General features: G+C 66.8%; 19 protein-coding genes. 8 read left to right on the top strand and 11 right to left on the bottom strand.

Annotated elements, in window-relative coordinates; translation table 11 throughout:
- Positions 1-57: 57 nt before the first annotated feature.
- Positions 58-507, bottom strand: coding sequence for a PACE efflux transporter (locus G3N93_RS09110; protein WP_206132837.1), 450 nt, complete (start codon positions 505-507; stop codon positions 58-60).
- A gap of 99 nt (positions 508-606) precedes the next feature.
- On the opposite strand from G3N93_RS09110, the gene G3N93_RS09105 reads away from it, so the two are divergent.
- Entirely contained in the window at positions 607-1,497 is an 891-nt protein-coding gene (locus G3N93_RS09105; RefSeq protein WP_206132836.1) for a LysR family transcriptional regulator, read from the top strand.
- 65 nt (positions 1,498-1,562) lie between these two features.
- Here the strand turns inward: G3N93_RS09105 and G3N93_RS09100 are convergent, their stop codons facing one another.
- Entirely contained in the window at positions 1,563-1,925 is a 363-nt protein-coding gene (locus G3N93_RS09100; protein ID WP_241026472.1) for a Tautomerase enzyme, read from the bottom strand.
- 194 nt (positions 1,926-2,119) lie between these two features.
- Between G3N93_RS09100 and G3N93_RS09095 the strand changes: the two genes are divergently transcribed.
- Positions 2,120-2,716 carry a TetR/AcrR family transcriptional regulator gene (locus G3N93_RS09095; RefSeq protein WP_206132835.1) on the top strand — a complete coding sequence of 199 codons (597 nt, stop codon included), beginning with the start codon at positions 2,120-2,122 and terminating at the stop codon, positions 2,714-2,716.
- 93 nt (positions 2,717-2,809) lie between these two features.
- On the opposite strand, the gene opcM is transcribed toward G3N93_RS09095, so the two are convergent.
- From opcM to G3N93_RS09075, 4 genes are read right to left on the bottom strand one after another with little or no spacing between them, the layout of a single operon-like run.
- Positions 2,810-4,345 (bottom strand): multidrug efflux transporter outer membrane subunit OpcM, encoded by a 1,536-nt coding sequence (opcM, locus tag G3N93_RS09090; protein ID WP_206132834.1) that lies wholly within the window; start codon positions 4,343-4,345, stop codon positions 2,810-2,812.
- 10 nt (positions 4,346-4,355) lie between these two features.
- Complete coding sequence (gene ceoB / locus G3N93_RS09085; RefSeq protein ID WP_174942118.1) at positions 4,356-7,556, bottom strand: multidrug efflux RND transporter permease subunit CeoB; 3,201 nt, start codon at positions 7,554-7,556, stop codon at positions 4,356-4,358.
- Positions 7,557-7,601: 45 nt separating this feature from the next.
- Positions 7,602-8,819 carry a multidrug efflux RND transporter periplasmic adaptor subunit CeoA gene (ceoA, locus tag G3N93_RS09080; RefSeq protein WP_011353909.1) on the bottom strand — a complete coding sequence of 406 codons (1,218 nt, stop codon included), beginning with the start codon at positions 8,817-8,819 and terminating at the stop codon, positions 7,602-7,604.
- A 32-nt stretch (positions 8,820-8,851) separates the two neighbouring features.
- A complete protein-coding gene (locus G3N93_RS09075) occupies positions 8,852-9,712 on the bottom strand; it encodes an alpha/beta hydrolase (protein ID WP_174941070.1) in 861 nt (286 codons plus the stop codon).
- A gap of 174 nt (positions 9,713-9,886) precedes the next feature.
- On the opposite strand from G3N93_RS09075, the gene ceoR reads away from it, so the two are divergent.
- Both ceoR and G3N93_RS09065 read left to right on the top strand, forming a co-directional pair.
- Positions 9,887-10,891: a putative multidrug efflux transcriptional regulator CeoR gene (ceoR, locus tag G3N93_RS09070; protein ID WP_039367883.1), complete on the top strand. Its 1,005-nt coding sequence runs from the start codon at positions 9,887-9,889 to the stop codon at positions 10,889-10,891.
- A gap of 515 nt (positions 10,892-11,406) precedes the next feature.
- Entirely contained in the window at positions 11,407-11,700 is a 294-nt protein-coding gene (locus G3N93_RS09065; protein ID WP_011353906.1) for a DUF4148 domain-containing protein, read from the top strand.
- A gap of 218 nt (positions 11,701-11,918) precedes the next feature.
- Here G3N93_RS09065 and G3N93_RS09060 read toward each other — a convergent pair whose 3' ends face one another.
- The 3 genes from G3N93_RS09060 to selD all read right to left on the bottom strand — a co-directional run bounded on the left by G3N93_RS09060 (position 11,919) and on the right by selD (position 14,973).
- Positions 11,919-12,998 (bottom strand): purine nucleoside permease, encoded by a 1,080-nt coding sequence (locus G3N93_RS09060; protein WP_174941072.1) that lies wholly within the window; start codon positions 12,996-12,998, stop codon positions 11,919-11,921.
- 247 nt (positions 12,999-13,245) lie between these two features.
- Positions 13,246-13,836, bottom strand: coding sequence for a LysE family translocator (locus G3N93_RS09055; RefSeq protein WP_174942113.1), 591 nt, complete (start codon positions 13,834-13,836; stop codon positions 13,246-13,248).
- Positions 13,837-13,908: 72 nt separating this feature from the next.
- Entirely contained in the window at positions 13,909-14,973 is a 1,065-nt protein-coding gene (gene selD / locus G3N93_RS09050) for a selenide, water dikinase SelD (protein ID WP_174942112.1), read from the bottom strand.
- Between the two features lie 116 nt (positions 14,974-15,089).
- On the opposite strand from selD, the gene G3N93_RS09045 reads away from it, so the two are divergent.
- On the top strand, positions 15,090-15,926 hold the full coding sequence (locus G3N93_RS09045; protein ID WP_206132833.1) for a DMT family transporter: 837 nt from the start codon (positions 15,090-15,092) through the stop codon (positions 15,924-15,926).
- Positions 15,927-15,959: 33 nt separating this feature from the next.
- Here the strand turns inward: G3N93_RS09045 and G3N93_RS09040 are convergent, their stop codons facing one another.
- On the bottom strand, positions 15,960-17,063 hold the full coding sequence (locus G3N93_RS09040) for a porin (protein WP_174941080.1): 1,104 nt from the start codon (positions 17,061-17,063) through the stop codon (positions 15,960-15,962).
- A 349-nt stretch (positions 17,064-17,412) separates the two neighbouring features.
- Between G3N93_RS09040 and G3N93_RS09035 the strand changes: the two genes are divergently transcribed.
- From G3N93_RS09035 to G3N93_RS09025, 3 genes are read left to right on the top strand one after another with little or no spacing between them, the layout of a single operon-like run.
- Complete coding sequence (locus G3N93_RS09035) at positions 17,413-18,312, top strand: N-formylglutamate amidohydrolase (protein ID WP_206132832.1); 900 nt, start codon at positions 17,413-17,415, stop codon at positions 18,310-18,312.
- Positions 18,309-19,082, top strand: coding sequence for an IclR family transcriptional regulator (locus G3N93_RS09030; RefSeq protein ID WP_206132831.1), 774 nt, complete (start codon positions 18,309-18,311; stop codon positions 19,080-19,082). The genes G3N93_RS09035 and G3N93_RS09030 overlap by 4 nt, the downstream gene beginning before the upstream one ends.
- Positions 19,083-19,111: 29 nt before the next feature.
- Positions 19,112-20,602 carry a YfcC family protein gene (locus G3N93_RS09025; RefSeq protein WP_206132830.1) on the top strand — a complete coding sequence of 497 codons (1,491 nt, stop codon included), beginning with the start codon at positions 19,112-19,114 and terminating at the stop codon, positions 20,600-20,602.
- Positions 20,603-20,722: 120 nt separating this feature from the next.
- On the opposite strand, the gene G3N93_RS09020 is transcribed toward G3N93_RS09025, so the two are convergent.
- Positions 20,723-21,678, bottom strand: a 956-nt coding sequence (locus G3N93_RS09020; RefSeq protein WP_206132829.1) for a PLP-dependent aminotransferase family protein, incomplete at its 5' end; no start/stop codon positions are given.

Raw genomic sequence — 21,678 nt, 5'->3', positions numbered from 1 at the left:
AAACGGCGGACGCATGCGCGCCCGCCGTTGCTTGTCACACCGCGCCGCCGGCGTGTCCTACCACGCGGCCGGCTCCGGCTCAGCCTTGCGCGTGACCGCATCGGGCAGCCCGAACACGCTGTCGAACGCCCAGTTGTACGTGAACGTGAAGATCGGGAAGAACACGATCAGCACCGCGTCGTACAGGAACGCCTGCAGCAGCGACACGTCGAGCCACCACGCGATCAGCGGGATCAGGAACGTCACGAGCGCGATCTGGAAGCCGATCGCATGCAGCACACGGCGCCCGACCGTGCGTGTCGTCGCTGCTCTTTTGCGCTCCCACGCCTCGAACACGAGGTTGTACAGGAAATTGACGGTGACGCCCGTCGTCGAGATCATCACGCCCAGCAGTCCGCTCGTCGCCACGCTCGCGCCGCTCAGCATGCCGAGCACCGACGATGCGATCAGGATGCCGAGCACCTCGAACATCACGACGTAGACTATGCGTCTCTTCCACCCTTGCATGACCATCCACCTTCTATCGAACAAGGTGGCGAGACTATCAGCGGGTAGCCCGTCCGCAAAAGTCAGGTCCTTTCAATTTTTCTGACAGGAAGCCCTCGCATGCTGACCAGCGACCACATCGACATGCTGCTGACCGTCATCGACAAAGGCTCGTTTTCCGCCGCCGCGCGGGCGCTCGGCCGCACGCCGTCGGCAATCAGCATGGCGATCGCGAACCTCGAGGCCGAACTCGACCTCGTGCTGTTCGACCGCGGCACGCGCGAACCGACGCCGACCGCCGCGATGACCGCGCTGCTGCCCGACGCGCGCTCGATCGCCGAACGGCTGCACGCGCTGCGCGCGCATGCGCAGCACCTGTCGGAAGGCGTCGAAGATACGTTGCGGCTCGGCCTCGCCGCCGAACTCGACGGCACGCCCGTCGCCCGCGCACTGACGGCCGTCGCCGCGAAATACCCGGCGCTCGCCGTCAGCGTCGTCACGGCGCCGCAGGACGCGATCGTCGATGCGCTGCATCGCGGCGCCGTCGATCTCTGTGTCGCGTACAGCGGGCTCGACCTGCATCCGCAGGAGCAGATCCACGCGCTGTGGACCGAGACGCTCATCGCGGTCGCCGCGCCGAGCCATCCGGCGATCGCCGAATGCGCGCAACCGGAAGCGATCGAGCGGCTGTCGGGCTTCCGGCAGATCGTGATCGCCGATCCCGAGCGGCCGCTGACCGACGTGCGGCCGTTGATCGGCAATCGCACGTGGAAGGTCACCGACATGGCGACCGCGATCGCGCTCGTGAAGGCCGGACATGGCTGGGCGAACCTGCCCGAATCCGTGATCGGCCGATATGTCGCCGACGGCGAACTCGCACCGCTCGTGTTCGCGAACATCCGCAACGGGCTGCCGTTGCCCGTGTACCTGAGGCGGCCGAAACACACGGGGCTCGGCAAGGCGGCCAGCGAACTGGTCCGCGCGCTGCGGGCTGCAGGCGACCAGAAATGACCGGCGTGGCGGCGAGCGCCGCCACGCCGTCGGTCTACGCCTGACGGCTTGACCGTTAGTTGCGATTAATGCGCTGCCGCCGCTGCACTCTGGATCGAATCGACGAGCGACGCGTTGTCATAGCGCCGCCCGGCAATACCCCATCCGCCGTCGACCGCATGGACGACATTCACCCATACCTGCGCAGGCGTCAGCCGCCCGCCGGCGCGGCGCAGCACGATCGCGGTCGCCCGTTCGACGAATTGCCGCTGCCGGTCGGGCGCGGCGAGCGCCACGGCAGGCAGCTTCAGTTCGACGAACGCGGCGGGCTCCGCCCGTCCGTGCACGAAGGTCCGGTTTCGCGGCAGCACGTTGAGCGTGCCCACCACGTTCGGCGCCAGGAACGCATTCCCGGTCAATCCTTCGACTTCCAGCAGCGCATCGGTCAACTCGGCAAACACCGGCCCCTCGTCGTCCGGCGTGAAAACCCCTTCGGATACTGTCAGCGTAATCGGCATCGCACTTTCTCCTGGTCAGGTCATCGGTTAGGTGACGTGATATAAATATCAGTCACTCTCTATACAATAGACACTGATCACTCTCTTTGCAAGATAAAGAGTGATCCCTCTGAAGCGAGCCAGTCATGCGTTATTCCGTCGAGCACAAGCACGAAACTCGCACGCGCATCCTCGATGCGGCGAGCCGCCTGTTCCGCCAGGAGGGATATGGCGGCTCCGGCATCGGTCCGCTGACGAAGGCGGCGGGCGTCACCAACGGCGCGTTCTACGGCCATTTCAAGACGAAGGGCGAAGCGTTCCGGCAGGTCGTCCTCGATGGCCTCGCCCAGCTCCGGCAAGGCGTCGCGACGTTCAAGGCCGAGCACGGCGCGCGCTGGCGGCGCCCGTTCGTGTCGTTCTACCTCGGCCCGCGACGCACCTGCGAACTCGGCGAAAGCTGTGCGCTGCCGAGTCTGTCGCCGGAAGTGATGCGCGCCGACGACGAAACGCGCGACGCGTACGAACAGGCATTGCGGCAGATCGTCGACGAAGTGTCGGCCGGGATGGGCGACACCCCCGACGACGATCGCGCGATCGCGTTCCTCGCACTGCTGTCGGGCGGCGTCACGCTTGCGCGCGCGGTGCGCGATCCCGTGCTGGCGCAGCGCATCGCCGACGCGGTCGGCCGGTACGCGGTGGTGATCGCCGAACGCACGGACGTGAAGCCGGAGCAACAGGCATAACCGGCCGCCAATAAAAAACCCCGATCCGCATCGTCACGGATCGGGGTTCTTCGATCGACTACCCGTCGAGTCGGCCCGTCACGGGCCGGTGCCTCAACGCGCCGCCACTTCCGCCTTGACGGACGCCGCATCGCCCACCGCCGTCGGCGCCGCCCCCCAACCACCGCCCAACGCGCGGATCAGGTTCACGGTCGACACCGCCTGCGCGCCGGTCAACTGGTTCGCCTGCAGTTGCGACTGCAGCACCGAGCGCTCGCTGTCGATCACGTCGAGATACGCGACCTCGCCTTCCTGATACTGCGTGCGCGACAACGTCGCCGCGCGCCGCGACGCGTTGACGGCCGCATCCTGTGCGCGGATCTGGTCGTCGAGCAGGCGCAGGTCGGCAAGGTTGTCCTCGACCTCGCGGAACGCGACGAGCACCTGTTGCCGGTAGTTCGCGACCTGCTCGTCGTACTGCGCGCGTGCCTGCTGCACGCCGGCCGCACGACGCCCGCCGTCGAACAGCGGCAGCGTCAGCGCGGCGCCGGCAAACGGCCCGAGCAGGAACGTGCGGCTCGACCACATGAACAGGTTGCCGAGCGTCGACGCCTCATAGCCGAATGCCCCCGTGATGTCGAGCTTCGGGAAGTACGCCGACTTCGCGAGGCCGATCCGCGCGTTCGCGGCCGCCATCGCACGCTCGGCCGCCGACACGTCCGGACGGCGTTCGAGCAGCGCGGACGGCAGGCCCGGCGGCACCTTCACCGCGACCGGCACGATCGGCGTTTCCTTGAACGCGAAATCCGCGGGCGCCTTGCCGAGCAGGATCGCGAGCGCATGCTCGGACGCCGCGCGCCGGCGCGCGACGCCGACCGCATCGGCCTGCGCGGTCGCCAGCTCGTTCTTCGCGCGCGACACGTCGAGCTCGCTGATGTCGCCTTCGTTGAAGCGGCGCTGCACGAGCTTCAGTGCCTGCTCGCGCAACTCCACCGTGCGGCGGTACAGGTCCTGGTCGGAATCGAGCTGACGCAGTTCGAAGTAGTTCTGCGCGACGTCCGCCTGCAGCGCGAGCTGCACCGAACGGAACAGCGCTTCGCTCTGCGCCTGGTCGGCACGCGACGCCTCGACGTTGCGGCCGACGCGGCCGAACAGGTCGGCCTCGTACGACACCGTGCCCTGCGCGCGCCACAGCGTCGCATTGGTCGGCCCCGTGCCCTGCGGCTGGAACTGCGACGCCGACGACAGCCCCTCGCGCGTCGGCCCGAAGCCGGCGCCGATCTGCGGGAACCACTGCGAGCGCGCCGAACGCGTCGCCGCACGCGCTTCCTCGACACGCGCGGCCGCGGCCTTCAGGTTCTGGTTCGCGGCAAGCGCCTGCGTCTCGAGCGAATCGAGCACCGGGTCGCCGAACGCCTTCCACCATTCGCCGCGATGCGCGCCGTCCGACGGCTCGGCCGTCTTCCAGGTGCCGGCCTGTTCGCCAGCGGCAAGCGTCGGCGCTTCCTTGAACGCGGTCGGCGTCGACACATCCGGGCGCTTGTAGTCAGGGCCCACCGCGCACGCGGCGAGCAGCGTCGCGAGCAGGGTGCTCGCGGCCGCCACCTTCGCGAAGCGCATCAGGCCATTCGTGTTGTGCAAGTTGTTCATTGTGTTGTCCTCAAGCATCCGAAGCCGGTACACCTTGGGACGGCACACCGTAGCCGGCCGAGTCCTTCCCGGCGACGTGAATCTTGCCGCCCGCGAGCGTCCGCAGCACGACGTAGAACACCGGCGTCAGCATCAGCCCGAACAGCGTCACGCCGAGCATCCCGAAGAACACCGCGACACCCATCGCATGGCGCATTTCCGAACCGGCACCCGTCGACGTGACGAGCGGCACCACACCCATGATGAAGGCGATCGACGTCATCAGGATCGGGCGCAGCCGCAGCCGGCTCGCCTCGATCGCGGCCTCGAGCGGCGTCCTGCCGTCGTGTTCGAGTTCACGTGCGAATTCGACGATCAGGATCGCGTTCTTCGCGGACAGCCCCACCAGCACCATCAAGCCGATCTGCGTGAAGATGTTGTTGTCGCCCTGCGTGAGCCACACGCCCGTCAGCGCCGACAGAATGCTCATCGGCACGATCAGGATCACCGCGAGCGGCAGCGTCAGGCTTTCATACAGCGCCGCGAGCACGAGGAACACGAGCAGCACGCTGATCGGGAACACATACATCGCCGAATCGCCCGCAAGAATCTGCTGGTACGTGAGGTCGGTCCACTCGAACCGCACGCCGCGCGGCAGCGTTTCATGCGCGATGCGCTCGATCGCGGCCTGCGCCTGCCCCGACGAGAAGCCCGGCGCCGGGCCGCCGTTGATGTCGGCCGCCGTGTAGCCGTTGTAGCGCACGACCATTTCCGGGCCGAACGTCGGCGTCACCGTGACGAGCGACGACAGCGGCACCATCTCGCCCTTGTCGTTACGCGTCTTCAACTGCAGGATGTCGTCCGCGCGCTGGCGGAACGGCGCATCGGCCTGCACGCGCACCTGGTACACACGTCCGAAACGGTTGAAGTCGTTCACGTACAGCGAGCCGAGATACACCTGCATCGTGTTGAACACGTCGGTCACGGGCACGCCCAGCTGCTTCGCCTTCACACGATCGAGATCGACGTTGAGCTGCGGCACGTTGATCTGGTAGCTCGTGAACAACGGGCCGAGTTCAGGCGCCTGCTGCGCACGCTTGATGAAGTCGTTGCTCGCATCCGCGAGCCGCGCATAGCCGACCGCGCCGCGATCCTCGATCTGCATCTTGAACCCGCCGAGCGTACCGAGGCCCAGCACCGGCGGCGGCGGGAACACCGCGACGAACGAGTCCTTCATCGCGCCGTACTTCTGGTTCAGCGCACCCGCAATCGCACCGGCCGACAACGCCTTGCCATGCCGTTCCGAGAACGGCTTCAGCGTGACGAACACGATGCCCGCGCTCGAGCTGTTCGTGAAGCCGTTCACCGACAGCCCCGGGAACGCCACCGCGCTCTCGACGCCCGGCTGCTTCAGCGCGATCGAGCCCATGTCGCGGATCACCTTCTCGGTGCGGTCGAGCGACGCACCGTTCGGCAGCTGCGCGAACGCGATCAGGTACTCCTTGTCCTGCGCGGGCACGAAGCCGCCCGGCACGACCTTCGACACGAGCACGGTCGCGCCCACCAGCACGAGGTATACGCCCAGCATCAGCGTCTTGCGCGACAGCACGCCACGCACGCCGCGGCCATAGTTCTCCGCACCGCGATGGAACACCTTGTTGAAGCCGCGGAAGAAGCCGCCGAGCACGCGGTTCATCACGCGCGTGAGCCAGTCTTCCTTGTCGCCATGACCCTTCAGCAGGATCGCGGACAGCGCCGGCGACAGCGTCAGCGAGTTGAACGCCGAGATCACCGTCGAGATCGCGATGGTCATCGCGAACTGCTTGTAGAACTGGCCGGTCAGGCCCGACATGAACGCGAGCGGCACGAACACGGCGACGAGCGTCAGCGCGATCGCGATGATCGGCCCGCTCACTTCCTGCATCGCCTTGTAGGTCGCCGCCCGTGCGTTCATCCCGCTTTCGATGTTCCGCTCGACGTTCTCGACCACCACGATCGCATCGTCGACCACGATCCCGATCGCGAGCACCATCCCGAACAATGACAACGCGTTGATCGAATACCCGAATGCGAGCAGCAGCGAGAACGTACCGATGATCGACACCGGCACAGCGATCAGCGGAATCAGCGACGCGCGCCAGGTCTGCAGGAACACGATCACGACGATCACGACCAGCGCGATCGCTTCGAGCAGCGTGTGCACGACGGCCTTGATCGACGAACGCACGAACTGCGTCGGGTCATAGACGATCTTGTAGTCGACGCCCGCCGGCATGTCCTGCTTCAGCTCGGCCATCGTCTTGCGCACTTCGTCCGAGATCTGCAGCGAATTCGCGCCCGGCGACTGGTTGATCGCCATCGCGACGGCCGGCTTGTTGTCGAGCAGCGAACGCAGCCCGTATTCGGACGCATCGAGCTTGATCCGCGCGACGTCGCGCAGGTGCGTGACGCCGCCGTCCGGCGTCGTCTTCACGACGATGTCGCCGAACTCGTCCTCCGTCTGCAGACGGCCGCGCGCGTTCACCGACAACTGCAGGGGCGTGCCCGGCAGCGACGGCGACGCGCCGATCACGCCGGCCGCGACCTGCACGTTCTGCTCGCGGATCGCCTGCACGACGTCCTCGGCCGACAGCCCGCGCTGCGCGACCTTCTGCGGATCGAGCCACACGCGCATCGCGTAGTCGCCCGAACCCCACAGCTGCACCTGGCCGACGCCCTGGATCCGCGACAGGCGATCCTTCACGTTGATCAGCGCGTAGTTGCGCAGGTAGGTCATGTCGTAGCGGTCGTCCGGCGAGATCAGGTGGACCACCATCGTCAGCGTCGGCGAGCTCTTCACCGTCGTGATGCCGAGCCGCTGCACGTCTTCCGGCAGGCGCGGCAGCGCCTGGTTCACGCGGTTCTGCACGAGCTGCGTGGCCTTGTCCGGATCGGTGCCGAGCTTGAACGTGACGGTGATCGTCATGTTGCCGTCGCTGTTCGCCTGCGACTGCATGTAGAGCATGTCCTCGACGCCGTTGATCTGCTCCTCGAGCGGCGACGCGACCGTCTCGGCGATCACTTTCGGGTTCGCACCCGGATACTGCGCCTTCACGATCACGGAAGGCGGCACGACTTCCGGATACTCCGAGATCGGCAGCAGGAACATCGCGATCACCCCGCCGAGCAGGATGATCACCGATAGGACTCCTGCGAAGATCGGCCGGTCGATAAAGAATTTTGAAATGTTCATGTGTGGCTCTGTCTGGTTGAACGCGGATAAGAAGCGGCGAGCCGCTTACGAATCCGCCTTCGCCGGGGCGGCCGGCTTCGCGTTGTCCGCCAAAGGCGCGGACGGCGCGTCACCGCCCGTCATCGGGACCATGTGCGGCTTCACCTGTTCGCCGGGGCGCACGCGCTGCGTACCGTTCACGACCACGCGATCGCCCGCGGAGAGCCCGCTCACGATCACGCGCCGGTTGCCGTGCTGCATCCCCTGCTGCACTTCGCGGTACGACACGCGGCCTTGCTGGTCGACGACGAACACGAACTTCTTGTCCTGGTCGGTGTTGATCGCCGCGTCGTCGACGAGCAGTGCCTCGTGCGGCGCGCTGCCACCCACCTTCACACGTGCGTAGAGACCCGGGACGAGCGCGCCATCGGCGTTGTCGAAGCGCGCACGCACGCGGATCGTGCCGGACGACGTATCGAGCCGGTTGTCGACCGAGTCGATCTCGCCGCTGCGCGAATAACCGGTTTCGTTCGCGAGGCCAAGCTCGACCGGCACCTTGCGGCCGTTGCGCGCACCGTTGATGTACTGCAGGTAGGTCTGCTCGTCCGCATCGAACGATGCGTAGATCGGCGACACCGACACCAGCGTCGTCAGCGGCGCGGCCGATGCGCCGGCCGACACGACGTTGCCGAGCGTGATTTCCGCGCGCGACACACGGCCCGAAACCGGCGCCGTGATCCGCGTATAGCCGAGGTTGATGCGCGCCGTTTCCAGCGCGGCTTCGGCGGCCTTCAGGTTCGCCGTCGCCTCGCGGGCCGCATTCTGCTTCTCGTCGTAGTCGCGCTTCGCGATCGCGTTGTCGCCGATCAGCCGCTGCGCGCGCTGCCAGTCGGTCTGCGCGTAGCCGTTGCGCGCCTGCGCGGCCGCAAGCTGCGCAGCCGCCCGATCGGTTTCGGCCTGGTACGGGCGCGGGTCGATCACGAACAGCACGTCGCCCTTCTTCACGAGCGTGCCGTCCTTGAAGTTCACCGCGACGATCGTGCCCGACACCTGCGGGCGCACGTCGACTTTCTCGACCGCTTCGAGGCGGCCCGAATAACTCTGCCAGTCGGTCACGGTCTGCGGCACGACGGTCGCGACGTCGACTTCGGGCAGCGGCGCTGCCGATTTCTCCGGTGCGTTTGCGTTCACGCGCATCGCGCCGAACGTTCCGAGGCCGACGACGGCGAGCGTCACGATCGCCGCTGTCGCGATTCGGGAACGGGAGGTGCGTAGGATGGCCATGTGGATCTCCAGTAAACGTGGATTGGTTTTGGTTATTCGGAACGGTTCGGCTGGCGCGCCTGGAAGCGGCACTGGAAGAAGCGCACGGCTTCCTCGAAGGCGGCTTCGTGCGTCGCGAGCGCGGCGTGCGTGATGTCCGGATAACGGATCACCTGCGTGAGCACGCCCGACGAGATCAGGCAGCCCGCATATTTCTCCGCCTCGACGTGCAGCACGTCGTTCTGCGCGGTGACGACGAGCGTCGGCGGCAGCCCCGCGAGGCGCACCGATTCGAGCGGCGCTGCGTACGGGTGCATGCGTTGCGCGGCCTGCGGCAGATACGCGCGATAACATGCCGCGCATTCGCGCGGGGTGATGTCGGAGGCAAGGCGGTCGGCGTCGCCGATGCGCGTCATGCTCGGATCGAGCATCGGCCCGAACAGCGCCTGCGCGACGATCGACACTTCGCCGCGATCACGCGCGATGAACGCGAGGCAGTTCGCGAGCTGGCCGCCCGCGTCGTGGCCCGCGACACCGATCTTCTTCGGGTTGCCGCCGAACGCGCGGGCGCGCGTCGCGGCCCATACGGCGGCGCGATACGCATCCTCCGGCGCGGCCGGAAAAGGAAAGGCCGGCGCGAGCGAATAGTCGACCGACACTACGAGGGCTGGTAAGCGTTCTGCTAAAAAACGCGCGGCGAAATCGGCGTCTTCGAGCGAACCGCGGACGAAGCCGCCACCGTGGAAATAAAGCACTACTGGCAACCCGGTCTTGTCCGGGCGGCGGTAGAGGCGCAGCACGATGTCCTGCGCGTAGCCGGGAATTTCCACTTCGGTGACCGTCAGCGCCGCGCCTGCCGTGGCTTGCGGCGGCAATGCGGCCTTCAGGAATTTGCTGAATTCAGAAGCGTCCATGACGATGCAGCATCCAATTCGAGATGGAACGAATTCTGGGTCCGGCAGACATTGGGATAAATGCCTATAATCCGGCAACACAATTCAACGCCCCCGAACAATCCGAGGCTGCGTTTACCCACGAGGTAGCGCAGCCTTGTTGTTCCGGAGGCTCATTAGATTGCGGAGGTTGTGATGGACCGGCTTCAGGCCATGCAGGTGTTTACTCGCGTCGTCGATACAAGCAGCTTCACCAAGGCAGCAGAAACGCTCAGCTTGCCGCGAGCGTCCGTCACGACGATCATCCAGAATCTCGAAGCATTCCTCGGTGTGCGGCTGATGCACCGGACCACGCGCCGGCTGTCGCTCACGCCGGACGGCGCCGCGTACTACGAACGATGCGTGCGGATCCTCGCGGACGTCGAGGAAACCGAGGCGAGCTTCCAGGCGAACAACCGGAAGCCGCACGGAAAGTTGCGTATCGACATGCCGGGTTCGATCGGGCGGCTGCTCGTGATTCCGTCGCTGTGCGAATTTCATACGCGCTATCCGGACATCGACCTGCAGCTCGGCTTGTCCGACCGGCCGGTCGACCTGCTGCAGGAAGGCGTCGATTGCGTGATCCGCGTCGGCGCACTGCAGGACTCGTCGCTCGTCGCGCGCCGGGTCGGCCTGTTCGAATGCGTGACGGTCGCGTCGCCCGACTATCTCGAGCGCCACGGCGAGCCGCAGACGATCGACGACCTGAACCAGCACAAGGCCGTCAACTACTTCTCGAGCCGCACCGGCCGCACGATCGACTGGACGTTCCTGACCGACGGCAAGGAAGTCGAGATGAAGATGGAAGGCATCGTGTCGGTGAACGACGCGGATGCGTACGTGACCTGCGGGATCGAAGGCTTCGGGCTAATCCAGCCGCCGCTCTTCATGGTGCTGCCGCATCTGCGCGAAGGCCGGCTCAAGGAAGTGCTGCCGGGCGTCAAGCCGCTGCCGATGCCGATTTCGGTCGTGTATCCGCACAGCCGCCATCTGTCGCCGAAGGTGCGCGTGTTCGTCGACTGGATCGCCGAGGTGTTCGACCGCTGCCCGCTGCTGAGCGGCAAGGGCAGCCTCGACGCGACGTGCAGCAAGCGCACGTTCGAGGAAGCCGAACGCGCGCCTGCGCTCGATACGCCGGTCATCAACGAGTGGGTTGCATAACGTCTGAACTGCGCGACTGAGTCGCGCACCTGAACCGCACGCGCGGGCTGCGAAGCCCGCGCGTCACCCTGCCTCCGCGCCACGTCCCCGCCCGGCGCACCCGATCCTTCCCGAATCCGCAGCAAACCTTTGTGCCAGGTGACGCAATTGCCCGCAGGCGTCGTCGCGCGCCGTCGTCGCACCCGTGCGAGGCCCGTTGCAAGCGGGTTCGGGCGATTTCCGCATAACCCTGCCAGGTGTACGGATGTCGATTGTTCCACTGGCACGACAATTCAATTCGCATCTGCCGCATTTATCGCGACGGAACAGATACCTAGAGTAAACCCTGTCGCGCACCTCGTTGCGCATCGAACAGATCCCGCTTGATGGGACCGGAGTAAGCGCTCCAGCGCCAGCTCCGAAATGCCTTGCATGGGATCTGAGTAAGCGCTGAAGCGCTAACTCATATCGACCGCCAAGCATGGGATCTGAGTAAGCGCTGAAGCGCTAACTCATATCGACATAGGAGTTTCGCCATGAACCGCCGCCATCTTCTCTCCGCCCTCGCCCTTACGCTCGCCGTGTCCGCTCCGGCCTTCGCCGATTCGGGTACGCCGCATGCCGGCGACTACGGCAACACGTCGTGGTACTCGCAGCACTACGGCCCGCGCACGCGCGCCGAAGTGAGCGCCGAAGTCGAGCAAGCGCGCAAGGACGGCACGCTCGCCTACCTGCGCAAGGCCAATTCGTATCCGCAAGGAATCGAGCTGGCAGACGGACCGTATCGCTCGATGCCGGAAAGCAACCAGCTCGCCGGCGGAGGCCGGTAAACGCGCAACGCCGCGCAGCGGGTTGCCCCGTGCGCGGCGTCGCGATTCCCCTTCGACGACTCGCCGAGTCAGTCAGCTAGATAGTTAGTTGCAGGAGCACATGATGAACGATCAACTCCCTTCGCCGCTCGATCACTGGGACGACACCACGCCGGTGTGGACGCCGTTCCGTTCGGCCCCGCACGCGCACTGATCGCGGCTGAGTCGTCATCCGGCACTTACCGGCGCGGCACCCCGTCGCGCCATTCGCCCCAGTGCGTCACGATGTCCTGCACGAGCGGATTGCCCGCGCGATACAGGTTTTCGGTCGCCGGGGCGAAGCCGCCCTGGTCCGCGTAGTTCAGCAGGTTGTCGGCACTCGTCTGCCCCGCATACGGCCGGTCGAAATCGGACCCCGTGCGCAGCAACGCGACACGCGACAGGTCGACCCGCTTCACGCTCGCCGCGCGCTTGAGCGCTTCATAGGTGGCGTTGTCTTCCTGCGCGGTCATGCAGTACGTACCCTTGCCGTCGGTCAGGATCTTCGTCCACTGGCGCGCGCGTTCGCCGATCAGCGTGCCCGAGAACCACGTGTTGCCCGATGACGTATCGCACTGGATCACCGTCGGCGGCCGGTTCGCCGGCGCGTAGTTGAACTTCGCGCGGGCGGCCTGCGCCTGCGCGCTGTCGGCGAGCACGACGTTGCGCGACAGCGCGACCGCCGCGTCGGTCAGCTGCGGGTTGAGCTGGAACACCTCGGTGCGATAGTCGAGCGGCGGCTTGTCGTTCGGGCTCTTCGTGTTGATGCCGAGGAAGCCGGTATTCCAGCCGGCCGGAATCTCGCGTGCATCGAGCTCCCACTGCAGGCTGAAATCGACGAGGTATTTCGACCACGCGGCCGAACCGACCGTGCCTTGCGCAGGGTCGACGCCCGCGATGCCGGAGATCAGGAAGTACGTGCGGCGCAGATCGAAGCGCTGCGAGAACGTGAGCGCCATGATCGTCGCCGACGCGTTCGCATAGCCCATGCCGGTCGTGACCACGCACACGTCCTGCTTGTTGCAATGCACGTTCGGATAGTCGGGCGACAGGCCGGGCACGGCGATGTCGCGCCACGGGCCGAGCCGGTCGAGCCAGGCCTGGCCCTCCGGACCGAACATCGTGATGATCATGACCTTGACCGGGCGGCCCTGTGCACCGGTCTCGGCGAATGCATTGTTGCCCGCGTTGTTGCCCTGGTTGTCCTGCGCGATCGACGGCGCGGTCGCACAGGCGGCGAGCGAGAATGCAGCGGCGGAAAGAATGGAGCGAGTCAGCATCGGCGTTCCTTGTTTCGATGATGTTGGGTGAGAACGGCTCTCGTAGACTGCGCGTCGGAGTATAGAACGCGCGTGCCCGATGCGGAACCCGACTACGAAACGACGCCGGTGCGTCGGTGTGGGTGCGGCGTGCACGGAAATCGCGGCCGACATGCCCTGCGCGCGGAGACATACCGTCAGGAATACTATCCGGTTGATCGACATCGACACGCCAATCGCATCGTCATATGCATCGCCCGGCGACCCGCTACAACCGCGCCAGCCCCGCCACCCCGTAACCCAGCACGACCAGTGCCGCCACCACATGGCTCGCCGCCAGCAGCCCCGGCGACTTCACGATCCGGCCGATCACGCTGCCACCGAATGCGAATACGAGTTGCCCCACGAGACTGCCGGCAAACACGCACGCGGCACCGAGCAGCCAGTGCCGATGCGCACCGGCGGCGGCCGTTGCATAACCGTAGAACAGCAGGATCGTGAGCGGATTCGCCAGCGTGACGAAGAACATCGATGAAAACGGGCGACTGCCCGGCGGCCGCGCGTCGCCGTCGAGCGTGCGGCGACGATCCCGCAGCGCCTGCCACAGCATCCGCGCACCCATCGCGAGCAGCACGAGCGCACCGACCAGACGAAACAGCGACAGATGCGCGGCGAGCGTGCTCGCGAGCATCGCGCCGAGCGTGAACGCGACGACCGCATAGCAGCCGTCGGCCGTCGCGACACCCACCGCCGCGCGCACGCCGCTCGCGGTGCCGGCGCGCATCCCGTAGTTCGCGATCATCAGCGCGACGGGGCCGACCGACAGCGCGATCATCAGCCCGAACAGGAAGTCGTTCATCGGTCGTCGATGCCTTCGACGGGACGCACCGATTCCCGCGACCGCGAAATTACCCGGCGTGGCGCTCCGGCGTCACGCGACATCGACCCGCGCCGGCCCGTCCACCATCTCGCCGATCACGCCCGCACGGTCGAAGCCGTCGGCACGGAAGCACGCGAGCACGTCATCGACGGCCTCGGGTGCGCACGCGACCAGCAGGCCGCCCGACGTCTGCGGATCGGTCAGCAGCGCCTGTGCGACAGGCGGCAGCGTGGCGGCCAGTTGCACGTCCGTGCCGTACGCGGCCCAGTTGCGGCCCGACGCGCCGGTGAACACGCCGTCGGCGACGAACGCCTCGACGCCCGCGAGCCACGGCAGCGACGCATAGTGCACGCGCGCGGTGAGGTGCGCGCCGCGCGCCAGCTCGAGCGTATGGCCGAGCAGGCCGAAGCCCGTCACGTCGGTCAGTGCATGCACGCCCGGCAGCGCGGCGAGTTCGGCACCCGGCCGGTTCAGCTTGGTGGTCGTCGCGACCATCTGCGCGTAACCGGCGGCATCGAGCTGGTTCTTTTTCAGCGCGGCGGACAACACGCCGACGCCGAGCGGCTTGCCGAGCACGAGCACGTCGCCCGCACGCGCGGCCGCATTGCGCTTCACGCGCGACGGATGCACGACGCCGATTGCCGCGAGCCCGTAGATCGGCTCGACCGAATCGATCGAATGGCCGCCCGCGACCGGGATGCCGGCGTCCGCACACACCGATTCGCCGCCACGCAGCACAGCCGCGATCGTTTCGTGCGGCAGCACGTTGATCGGCATGCCGACCAGCGCGAGCGCGAGGATCGGCTTGCCGCCCATCGCATAGACGTCGGACAGCGCGTTGGTCGCCGCGATGCGGCCGAAGTCGAACGGATCGTCGACGATCGGCATGAAGAAGTCGGTGGTCGCGACGATCGCCTGCTCGTCGTTGAGGCGGTAGACGGCCGCGTCGTCGGACGTCTCGGTGCCGACCAGCAGGTCCGGGAACAGCGCGGGCGGCGTCGCGCGCTTCAGCAACTCGGACAGCACGCCCGGCGCAATCTTGCAGCCGCAGCCGCCGCCATGCGACAGGCTCGTGAGGCGCGGAACGGCAGGCTGGGCTTGGGTGGCTTCGGTCATGGTCGGGATCCGGTGAATAACAACACTACATTATCGACAATTCCATGCGAGTGCGCCCGATACCCACATAATGACGGCGCCCCCCTCCGCTCCCGCCTCTGTCCGCCCCTTCGTTCATGGATCACCTCTTCATCGGCCTCGTGCTGTGCTCCGCGTGGCTTCACGCGATCTGGAATGCCTTCCTCCACGTCAGCGAAGACCGGCTCGTCCAGCTCGGCACGATGTCGCTGCCGTATTTCGTGTTCGGCGTCGCCGGCGCCGCGCTGCTGCCCGCGCCGGCGCCCGCCGCGTGGCCGTACATCGCCGGGTCGGCCGTGCTCGAGGTTGCGTACTGCTTCACGCTGGCGCGCGCGTACCGCAGCGGCGAATTCGGGCAGATCTATCCGATCGCGCGCGGCATCTCGCCGCTGCTCGTGTCGATGCTGGCACTCGTATTCCTTCACGAACAACCGACGCCGTTCGGCTTCGCAGGCATCGCGCTCGTGTCGTTCGGCATCATGTCGCTCGCGCTGCGGCGCGGCTTCCGGTTCTCCGGCGAAGGCGTGCCGTTTGCGCTGCTCACGGGCGTGTTCATCGCCGCGTATTCGATCTGCGACGGCATCGGCTCGCGCGTGTCGGGCAGTGCGCTCGGCTACATCGCGTGGGTGTACGTGCTGTGGAGCGTGCCGCAGTTCGTGCTGGTCTGTGCGGTGCGTGGCGGCCCGCGCGCGGTGCTCGGCTCGCGCACGGCACTCACGCAGGGCGCGATCGCCGGCACGATCTCGCTCGCCGCCTACGGCATCGTGATCCTCGCGTACCGGTACTTGCCGGTCGGGACGGTGTCGGCGTTGCGCGAAACGAGCTCGATCTTCGCGGTCGCGATCGGCTGGCTCGTGATGCGCGAGCGGCCCGGTGCGCAGCGGCTCGCCGCGTGCGCGCTGGTGGTCGCGGGCGCGGCGCTGATCCGGCTATAAGCGGAAAGCGCGCGCCCGCGGCCTGCCGCCGCGTCAGAACTTGTGGCGGATACCCGTCACCGCGACGATCTGCGTGCGCGTGCTCGACGGATTCGAGATCCCTTCGATCGCGGCCACCGCGTTCGACGACGCGCGCTGGTAGAACGCATTCACGTAGACATCAGTGCGCTTCGACAGGAAATACTGCGCGCCGACGCTCGTCTGCAGGTAATGCGAGCTCGGCTTCGGCCCCTGCGACGCGAGCACCTGCGTATAGGTTTCGCCGAGTGCAAACTGCAGCGCGGGCGTCATCAGGTAGCGCACACTGCCCTCGTAGTTGTTGAAGCGCATCGCGCCGCCCGTCTGCAGGTTGAACAGCGAGCTCGTGTACAGCAGGCCGAACGTCGCGGCGCCCCACGCATACGCGCCGCCCGCGCCCCAGATCTGCTGGCGCGTCACGCCCTTGATGAACGTGTAGTAGTTGTCGGATGCCGCCGCGCCGGTCGTATCGATGGCCGGATGATCGACGCGCACGTAGGCCGCACCGAGTTGCAGCGGCCCGTTCTCGTAGCTCGTGCCAAGGCTCCACACGCGATTTTGCGCGAACGACGTCGAATTCGAGAAACCGTACAGGCCGACCGCGCGCAGCCCGTACCACGTCGGCGTCTGGTACTGCACCGAGTTGTTGGTGCGGAACGTGTTGTTCAGGTCGTCGGTGTCGAACGGATGCAGCGCGTACTGCGTGAGCGCGGTGGTCGCGCCAATCTGCAGCGGCTCCAGCACTTCCTGCGCCGCGTTGTACTGGCGGCCCATCGTCAGCGTGCCCCAGCGGTCGTTCTCCAGCCCGACGTACGCGCGGCGCCCGAACAGCCGGCCGCCCTGGCTCGCCGCACCTGACTCGATGTTGAAGCCGTTCTCGAGCCGGAACACCGCACGCGTGCCGCCGCCGAGGTCTTCCTTGCCGAGCAGCCCGAAGCGCGTGCCCTGCTCGTTGCCGCCGGTCGCCTGCCACGCGGCGTGACCGTTCTGGTTGTTCGTGTACGTGATCCCCGAATCGACCACGCCGTACAGCGTCACGCTCGACTGTGCGTGCGCGTGCATCGCACCCGCCGCCGTTGCGATACCTGCCAGCGCAACTGCCATCCCTTTTCGCTTCATCTCCGACCCCTTTTATCGATTGAATATGGGGAGCGATTTAATTCGCTCGACACGTGTTTTATTGAATAAAACATCGTCTTATTCATTGTCGATTTTGTGGATTTGAAGCGTCAAGCGATGCCAAAAATCGCACGTGTGAGCCCAATACCCTTGAATCACCAGGCGTTTCGAGGAATGAAACAAGCCCAATAACCACGGGACTTTCAGCCCGATCGCGACGCGTAATCCCGGTATCGCAAAAAGCCCTTGACCGCGATTTTCAGTCGTTGTGAAATATTGATACACTGTTTTAATGATTAAAACAAACGAACGAGACGCCTCGAGAAACTAGGTAAAGAACCTGATCCCCATGCTGACGTTTAATTGCAACAACGCGACTGCCGGCGCATCGCCTGCCTATTTCGTCGCGACGCCGACGGTGCCGGCCCTGCCGATCGTCGTCGACTCGCCGCACAGCGGCATCGCGTATCCGCCGGACTTCGCCACCGTCGCACCCGACGATGCGATCCGCACCACGTGGGACGCATACATCGACGAACTGTGGGCCGGCGCCCCCGCGCGCGGCGGCACGCTGCTCGGCGCGACCTTTCCGCGCGCGTACATCGATCCGAACCGCGCGGAAACCGACATCGACGAGACACTGCTCGCCGAACCGTGGCCCGAGCCGCTGTCGCCACAGCCGTACACGCAGCGCGGAATGGGGCTGATCCGGCGCGACGCGCTGCCCGGCGTGCCGCTGTACGACCGCAAGCTGTCGCTCGCGGAAGTACGCAACCGGATCGACGCGTATTACCTGCCGTACCGCCGCGCGCTCGCCGGCATCGCCGAGCCGCTCCATGCCGCGCACGGCGCGCTGTGGCACATCGACTGCCATTCGATGAAGTCGCGCGGCAACGCGATGAACGTCGACGCAGGTGAATTGCGGCCGGACGTCGTCGTCAGCGACCGGCGCGGCACGACCGCCGATCCGGCGTTCACCGCGTGGACCGCGCAGTGGTTCGCACGCGCCGGCTATCGCGTGCAGGTCAACGATCCATACCAGGGCGGCGACCTGCTGACCGCGCTCGCCGATCCCGCACGGCAGCGCCACAGCATCCAGATCGAATTCAACCGCGCGCTGTACATGGACGAGGCCGCATTTGCGAAACACGCGGGCTTCGCCACGCTGAAGCGCTCGGTCGACGCGTATCTCGACGCGCTCGCCGATTACGTCCGCGCGCGCATCGCGCCGCAGGGAGACCCCGCATGACGACCTACATCGTCGACGCCGTCGACAGCGCGCTGAAGCTGCTGACCTACGTGGCCGAGCACCCGAACCTCGGCGTGACCGAGCTGGCGTCGCAGCTCGGCATCAACAAGTCGCGCACGTACCGGATGCTGTGCACGCTCGAACTGCACCGCTTCGTCGTGCAGGACCCGCGCACGTCCACCTATGCGCTCGGCCCGCAGGCATTCGTGATCGGCGTGGCCGCATCGCAGCAGAACGCGCTCGTGCGCGCCGCGCACCGGCACATGCTCGCGCTCAACCAGGCAATCAACGAGACCATCGTGCTGCGTGTACGCGAAGGGCTCGAATCGGTGTGCGTCGCGCGTTGCGAAACGACGCACGCGGTGCGCACCGTCGGCGCGGTCGGCAATCGCCGGCCGATCAATTTCGGCGCATCGGGCAAGGTGCTGCTCGCATTCGCGCCCGACCCGGTGCGCGACGAATATCTCGCGAAACTGCGCCGAAACGGGCAGGCCGACGATCCGGCGCAGCTCGCCGGCGAACTCGACGCGGTCGCGCGCAAGGGCTACGCGGTGAGCAGCGGCGAGGTGACGCCCGGCGCGGTCGGGATCGCGGTGCCGGTGCGCGACCTGACGGGCGCGACGGTCGCCTCCGTCAGCGTGACGGGGCCCGAGGTGCGCGTGAGCCACGCCGACATTCCCGACTATCTCGAACGCCTGCAGGCGTGCAGCCTCGCCATTTCCGCCGAACTCGGCTACGTCCCGGCGCGCGCCGCGCTGCAACCGGCCTGACGGCCCGCTTCTTCTTCGACGAGGATCCGATGTCCGCCTCTTCCCCGAACCCGGCCGGCGCGCCCGGCGCCGACACGCCCGCACTCGCGGCCGACGATCCGGCGGCGCTCGCCGGTCACAAGCCGCATCCGCACGGCAAGATGCTGCACCCCGTCGTGATGATGCTGTGGGTGCTCGCCGCGGCGATCGCGCTCACATGGGTCGTCGACGCGGGCCAGTTCGCGCGCAACGGCCGGCTCGTCGTGCCGGGCACCTATCACGTGGTGCCGAAGACCACCACCCTCTCCACGCTCGTCGCGCCGGCCGTCAGCCACAGCACGTCCGCGCAGGCGCTGCCGGCCAGCCTCGTCTCCGCGTTCGTCGCGGTACCGCAAGGGCTGCTGAAGAATGCGCCGCTGATCGTGATGGTGATGTTCGTCGGCGGGATGTTCGGCGTGATGCGCCGCACGGGCGTGGTCGATGCCGGCATCGACCGGCTGCTGCAGCTCACCGGCAACAACGCGTACCTGCTGACACCGATGCTGATGATCCTGATCGGGCTCGGCAGCACGCTGCTCGGCTTCATTTCCGAGTACCTCGTGATCATTCCGATGGTGGTCGTGATCGCGCGGCGCCTGGGTCTCTCCGACCTGTTCGCAGTCGCACTCGTCGCGCTCGCCGCGAAGATCGGCTATATCGCGTCGGTCACGAACCCGCTCGCGCTCGCCGTCGCGCAGCCGCTGGTCGGCGTGCCGCTGTTCAGCGGCGTCGCGCTGCGCGCGGCCGTGTTCGTCGTCTTCCTGACGATCGGCATCCTGTACCTGCTGCGCTACGTGCGCAACACCGGCTATCGAGCCGGGCAGACCGCCGCGGGCCATGCCACGCACGCGGCCGCGAAGCTGTCGCTGCGCCACAAGGCGACGCTGGTCGTGTTCGCAGCGGCCGTCGCGATGCTGATCTACGGCACGCGCGAACTGAAGTGGGGCAACGTCGAGCTGGCGGCGTTCTATACGGCCGTGAGCATTGCGACGGCCATCATCGGCGGGCTCGATTCGCGCAGCGCGGCCGACGCGTTCGTCGACGGGATGAAGAACATGATGCTCGCCGCGCTGCTGATGGGGCTCGCCGCTTCCGTCGAGCTGCTGCTGCAGAACAGCCTCGTGCTCGACACGCTGATCAACTTCTTCACGCGGCTCGCGGACGGGCAATCGCCGGTATGGGTCGCGAACGGGCTGATGGGCGTGCAGATGGTGCTCGACGTGTTCATTCCGTCGGTGTCGGGCAAGGCCGCGGTCAGCATGCCGATCATCGGGCCGATCGCGCAGCTCTCCGGCGTGAGCGGCCAGACGTCGGTGCTCGCGTTCGTGCTCGGCGGTGGACTGACGAACCTCGTCACGCCGACGTCCGGGATGCTGCTCGCGTATCTGGCAACCGCACGCGTCGATTTCGGTGCGTGGATCCGCTTCGTGCTGCCGCTGTTCCTGACGCTGCTCGCGCTGTCGTGCGTCGTGCTGACGTTCGCGGTGTGGATCGGGTATTGAGGTTCGCGGCAGGGTCCGCAGGACGCGCATGCGCGCTCGGCCGCCGAGAGCGCATGACGCCGTCCGGTTTCGACGACGGCGGCGGACATCGCGACGCGATGCCGTGACCGGAAGCGTCGCTCAAGCCAGCTCGACCGCCTTGCCGAACGCCCGCTCGTCGATCGCCTCGGCGAGCGTCGCGAACGCGGTCGCGATCTCGTCCTCCGGCACGCACGCATAGCCGAGCAGTAACCCCGACGCCGCACGTTCGCGGTCCGCGTAATACCCGGACAACGGTCGCACGACGATATTGCGTTCGAGCGCGGCCTGCGCGACCGCGCGATCGTCGACGCCTTCCGGCAACTGCGTGACCAGATGCAGCCCTGCATCGCTGCCGAGCGCATGCAGCGTGTTGCCGTAGCGTTGCGCGACCGCGTCGAGCAGCACCTCGCGGCGCTGCCCGTACAGCGTGCGCATCTTGCGGATATGCGACACGAAGTGCCCTTCCGCGATGAACTCGGCCAGCACCGCCTGCTGCAACAACTGCCCTTCGCGATACAGCTCGGCGCTCGCGGTCGCGAAACTTTCCGCGAGCGGCTCGGGCGCAACCAGGTAACCGACCCGCAGCCCGGGGAACAGCGTCTTGCCGAAGCTGCCGACATAGATCACCTGCCCGGACGTATCGAGACCCTGCAGCGACGCGAGCGGCCGGCTGCCGTAGCGGAATTCGCTGTCGTAGTCGTCCTCGATGATCCAGCAGCCGTGCTGGCGTGCGTATTCGAGCAGCATCCGGCGCCGCGCGAGGCTCATCACCATCCCGAGCGGATACTGGTGCGACGGCGTGACGAGCATCAGCTTCGGCGGTTCGGCGAGATCGGCGGCCGACGGCGCGATGCCTTCATCGTCGACCGGGATCGGCCGTGTCGTCAGCCCCGACACGTTCAGCACGCTGCGCACGCCCCAATAGCATGGGTCCTCGGTCCAGATCGCGTCGCCCGGATCGGTCAGCAGCCGCACCGCGAGGTCGATCGACTGGTGGATGCCGGTCGTGATCACGATCTGCTCGGGCGTGCAGCGCACCGAGCGCGACGTGCGCA

The sequence above is a fragment of the Burkholderia sp. Se-20378 genome, assembly GCF_017104665.1.
GTDB classification, from domain to species: Bacteria; Pseudomonadota; Gammaproteobacteria; order Burkholderiales; family Burkholderiaceae; genus Burkholderia; species Burkholderia lata.
This window is presented reverse-complemented; position numbering and strand designations above follow the sequence as displayed.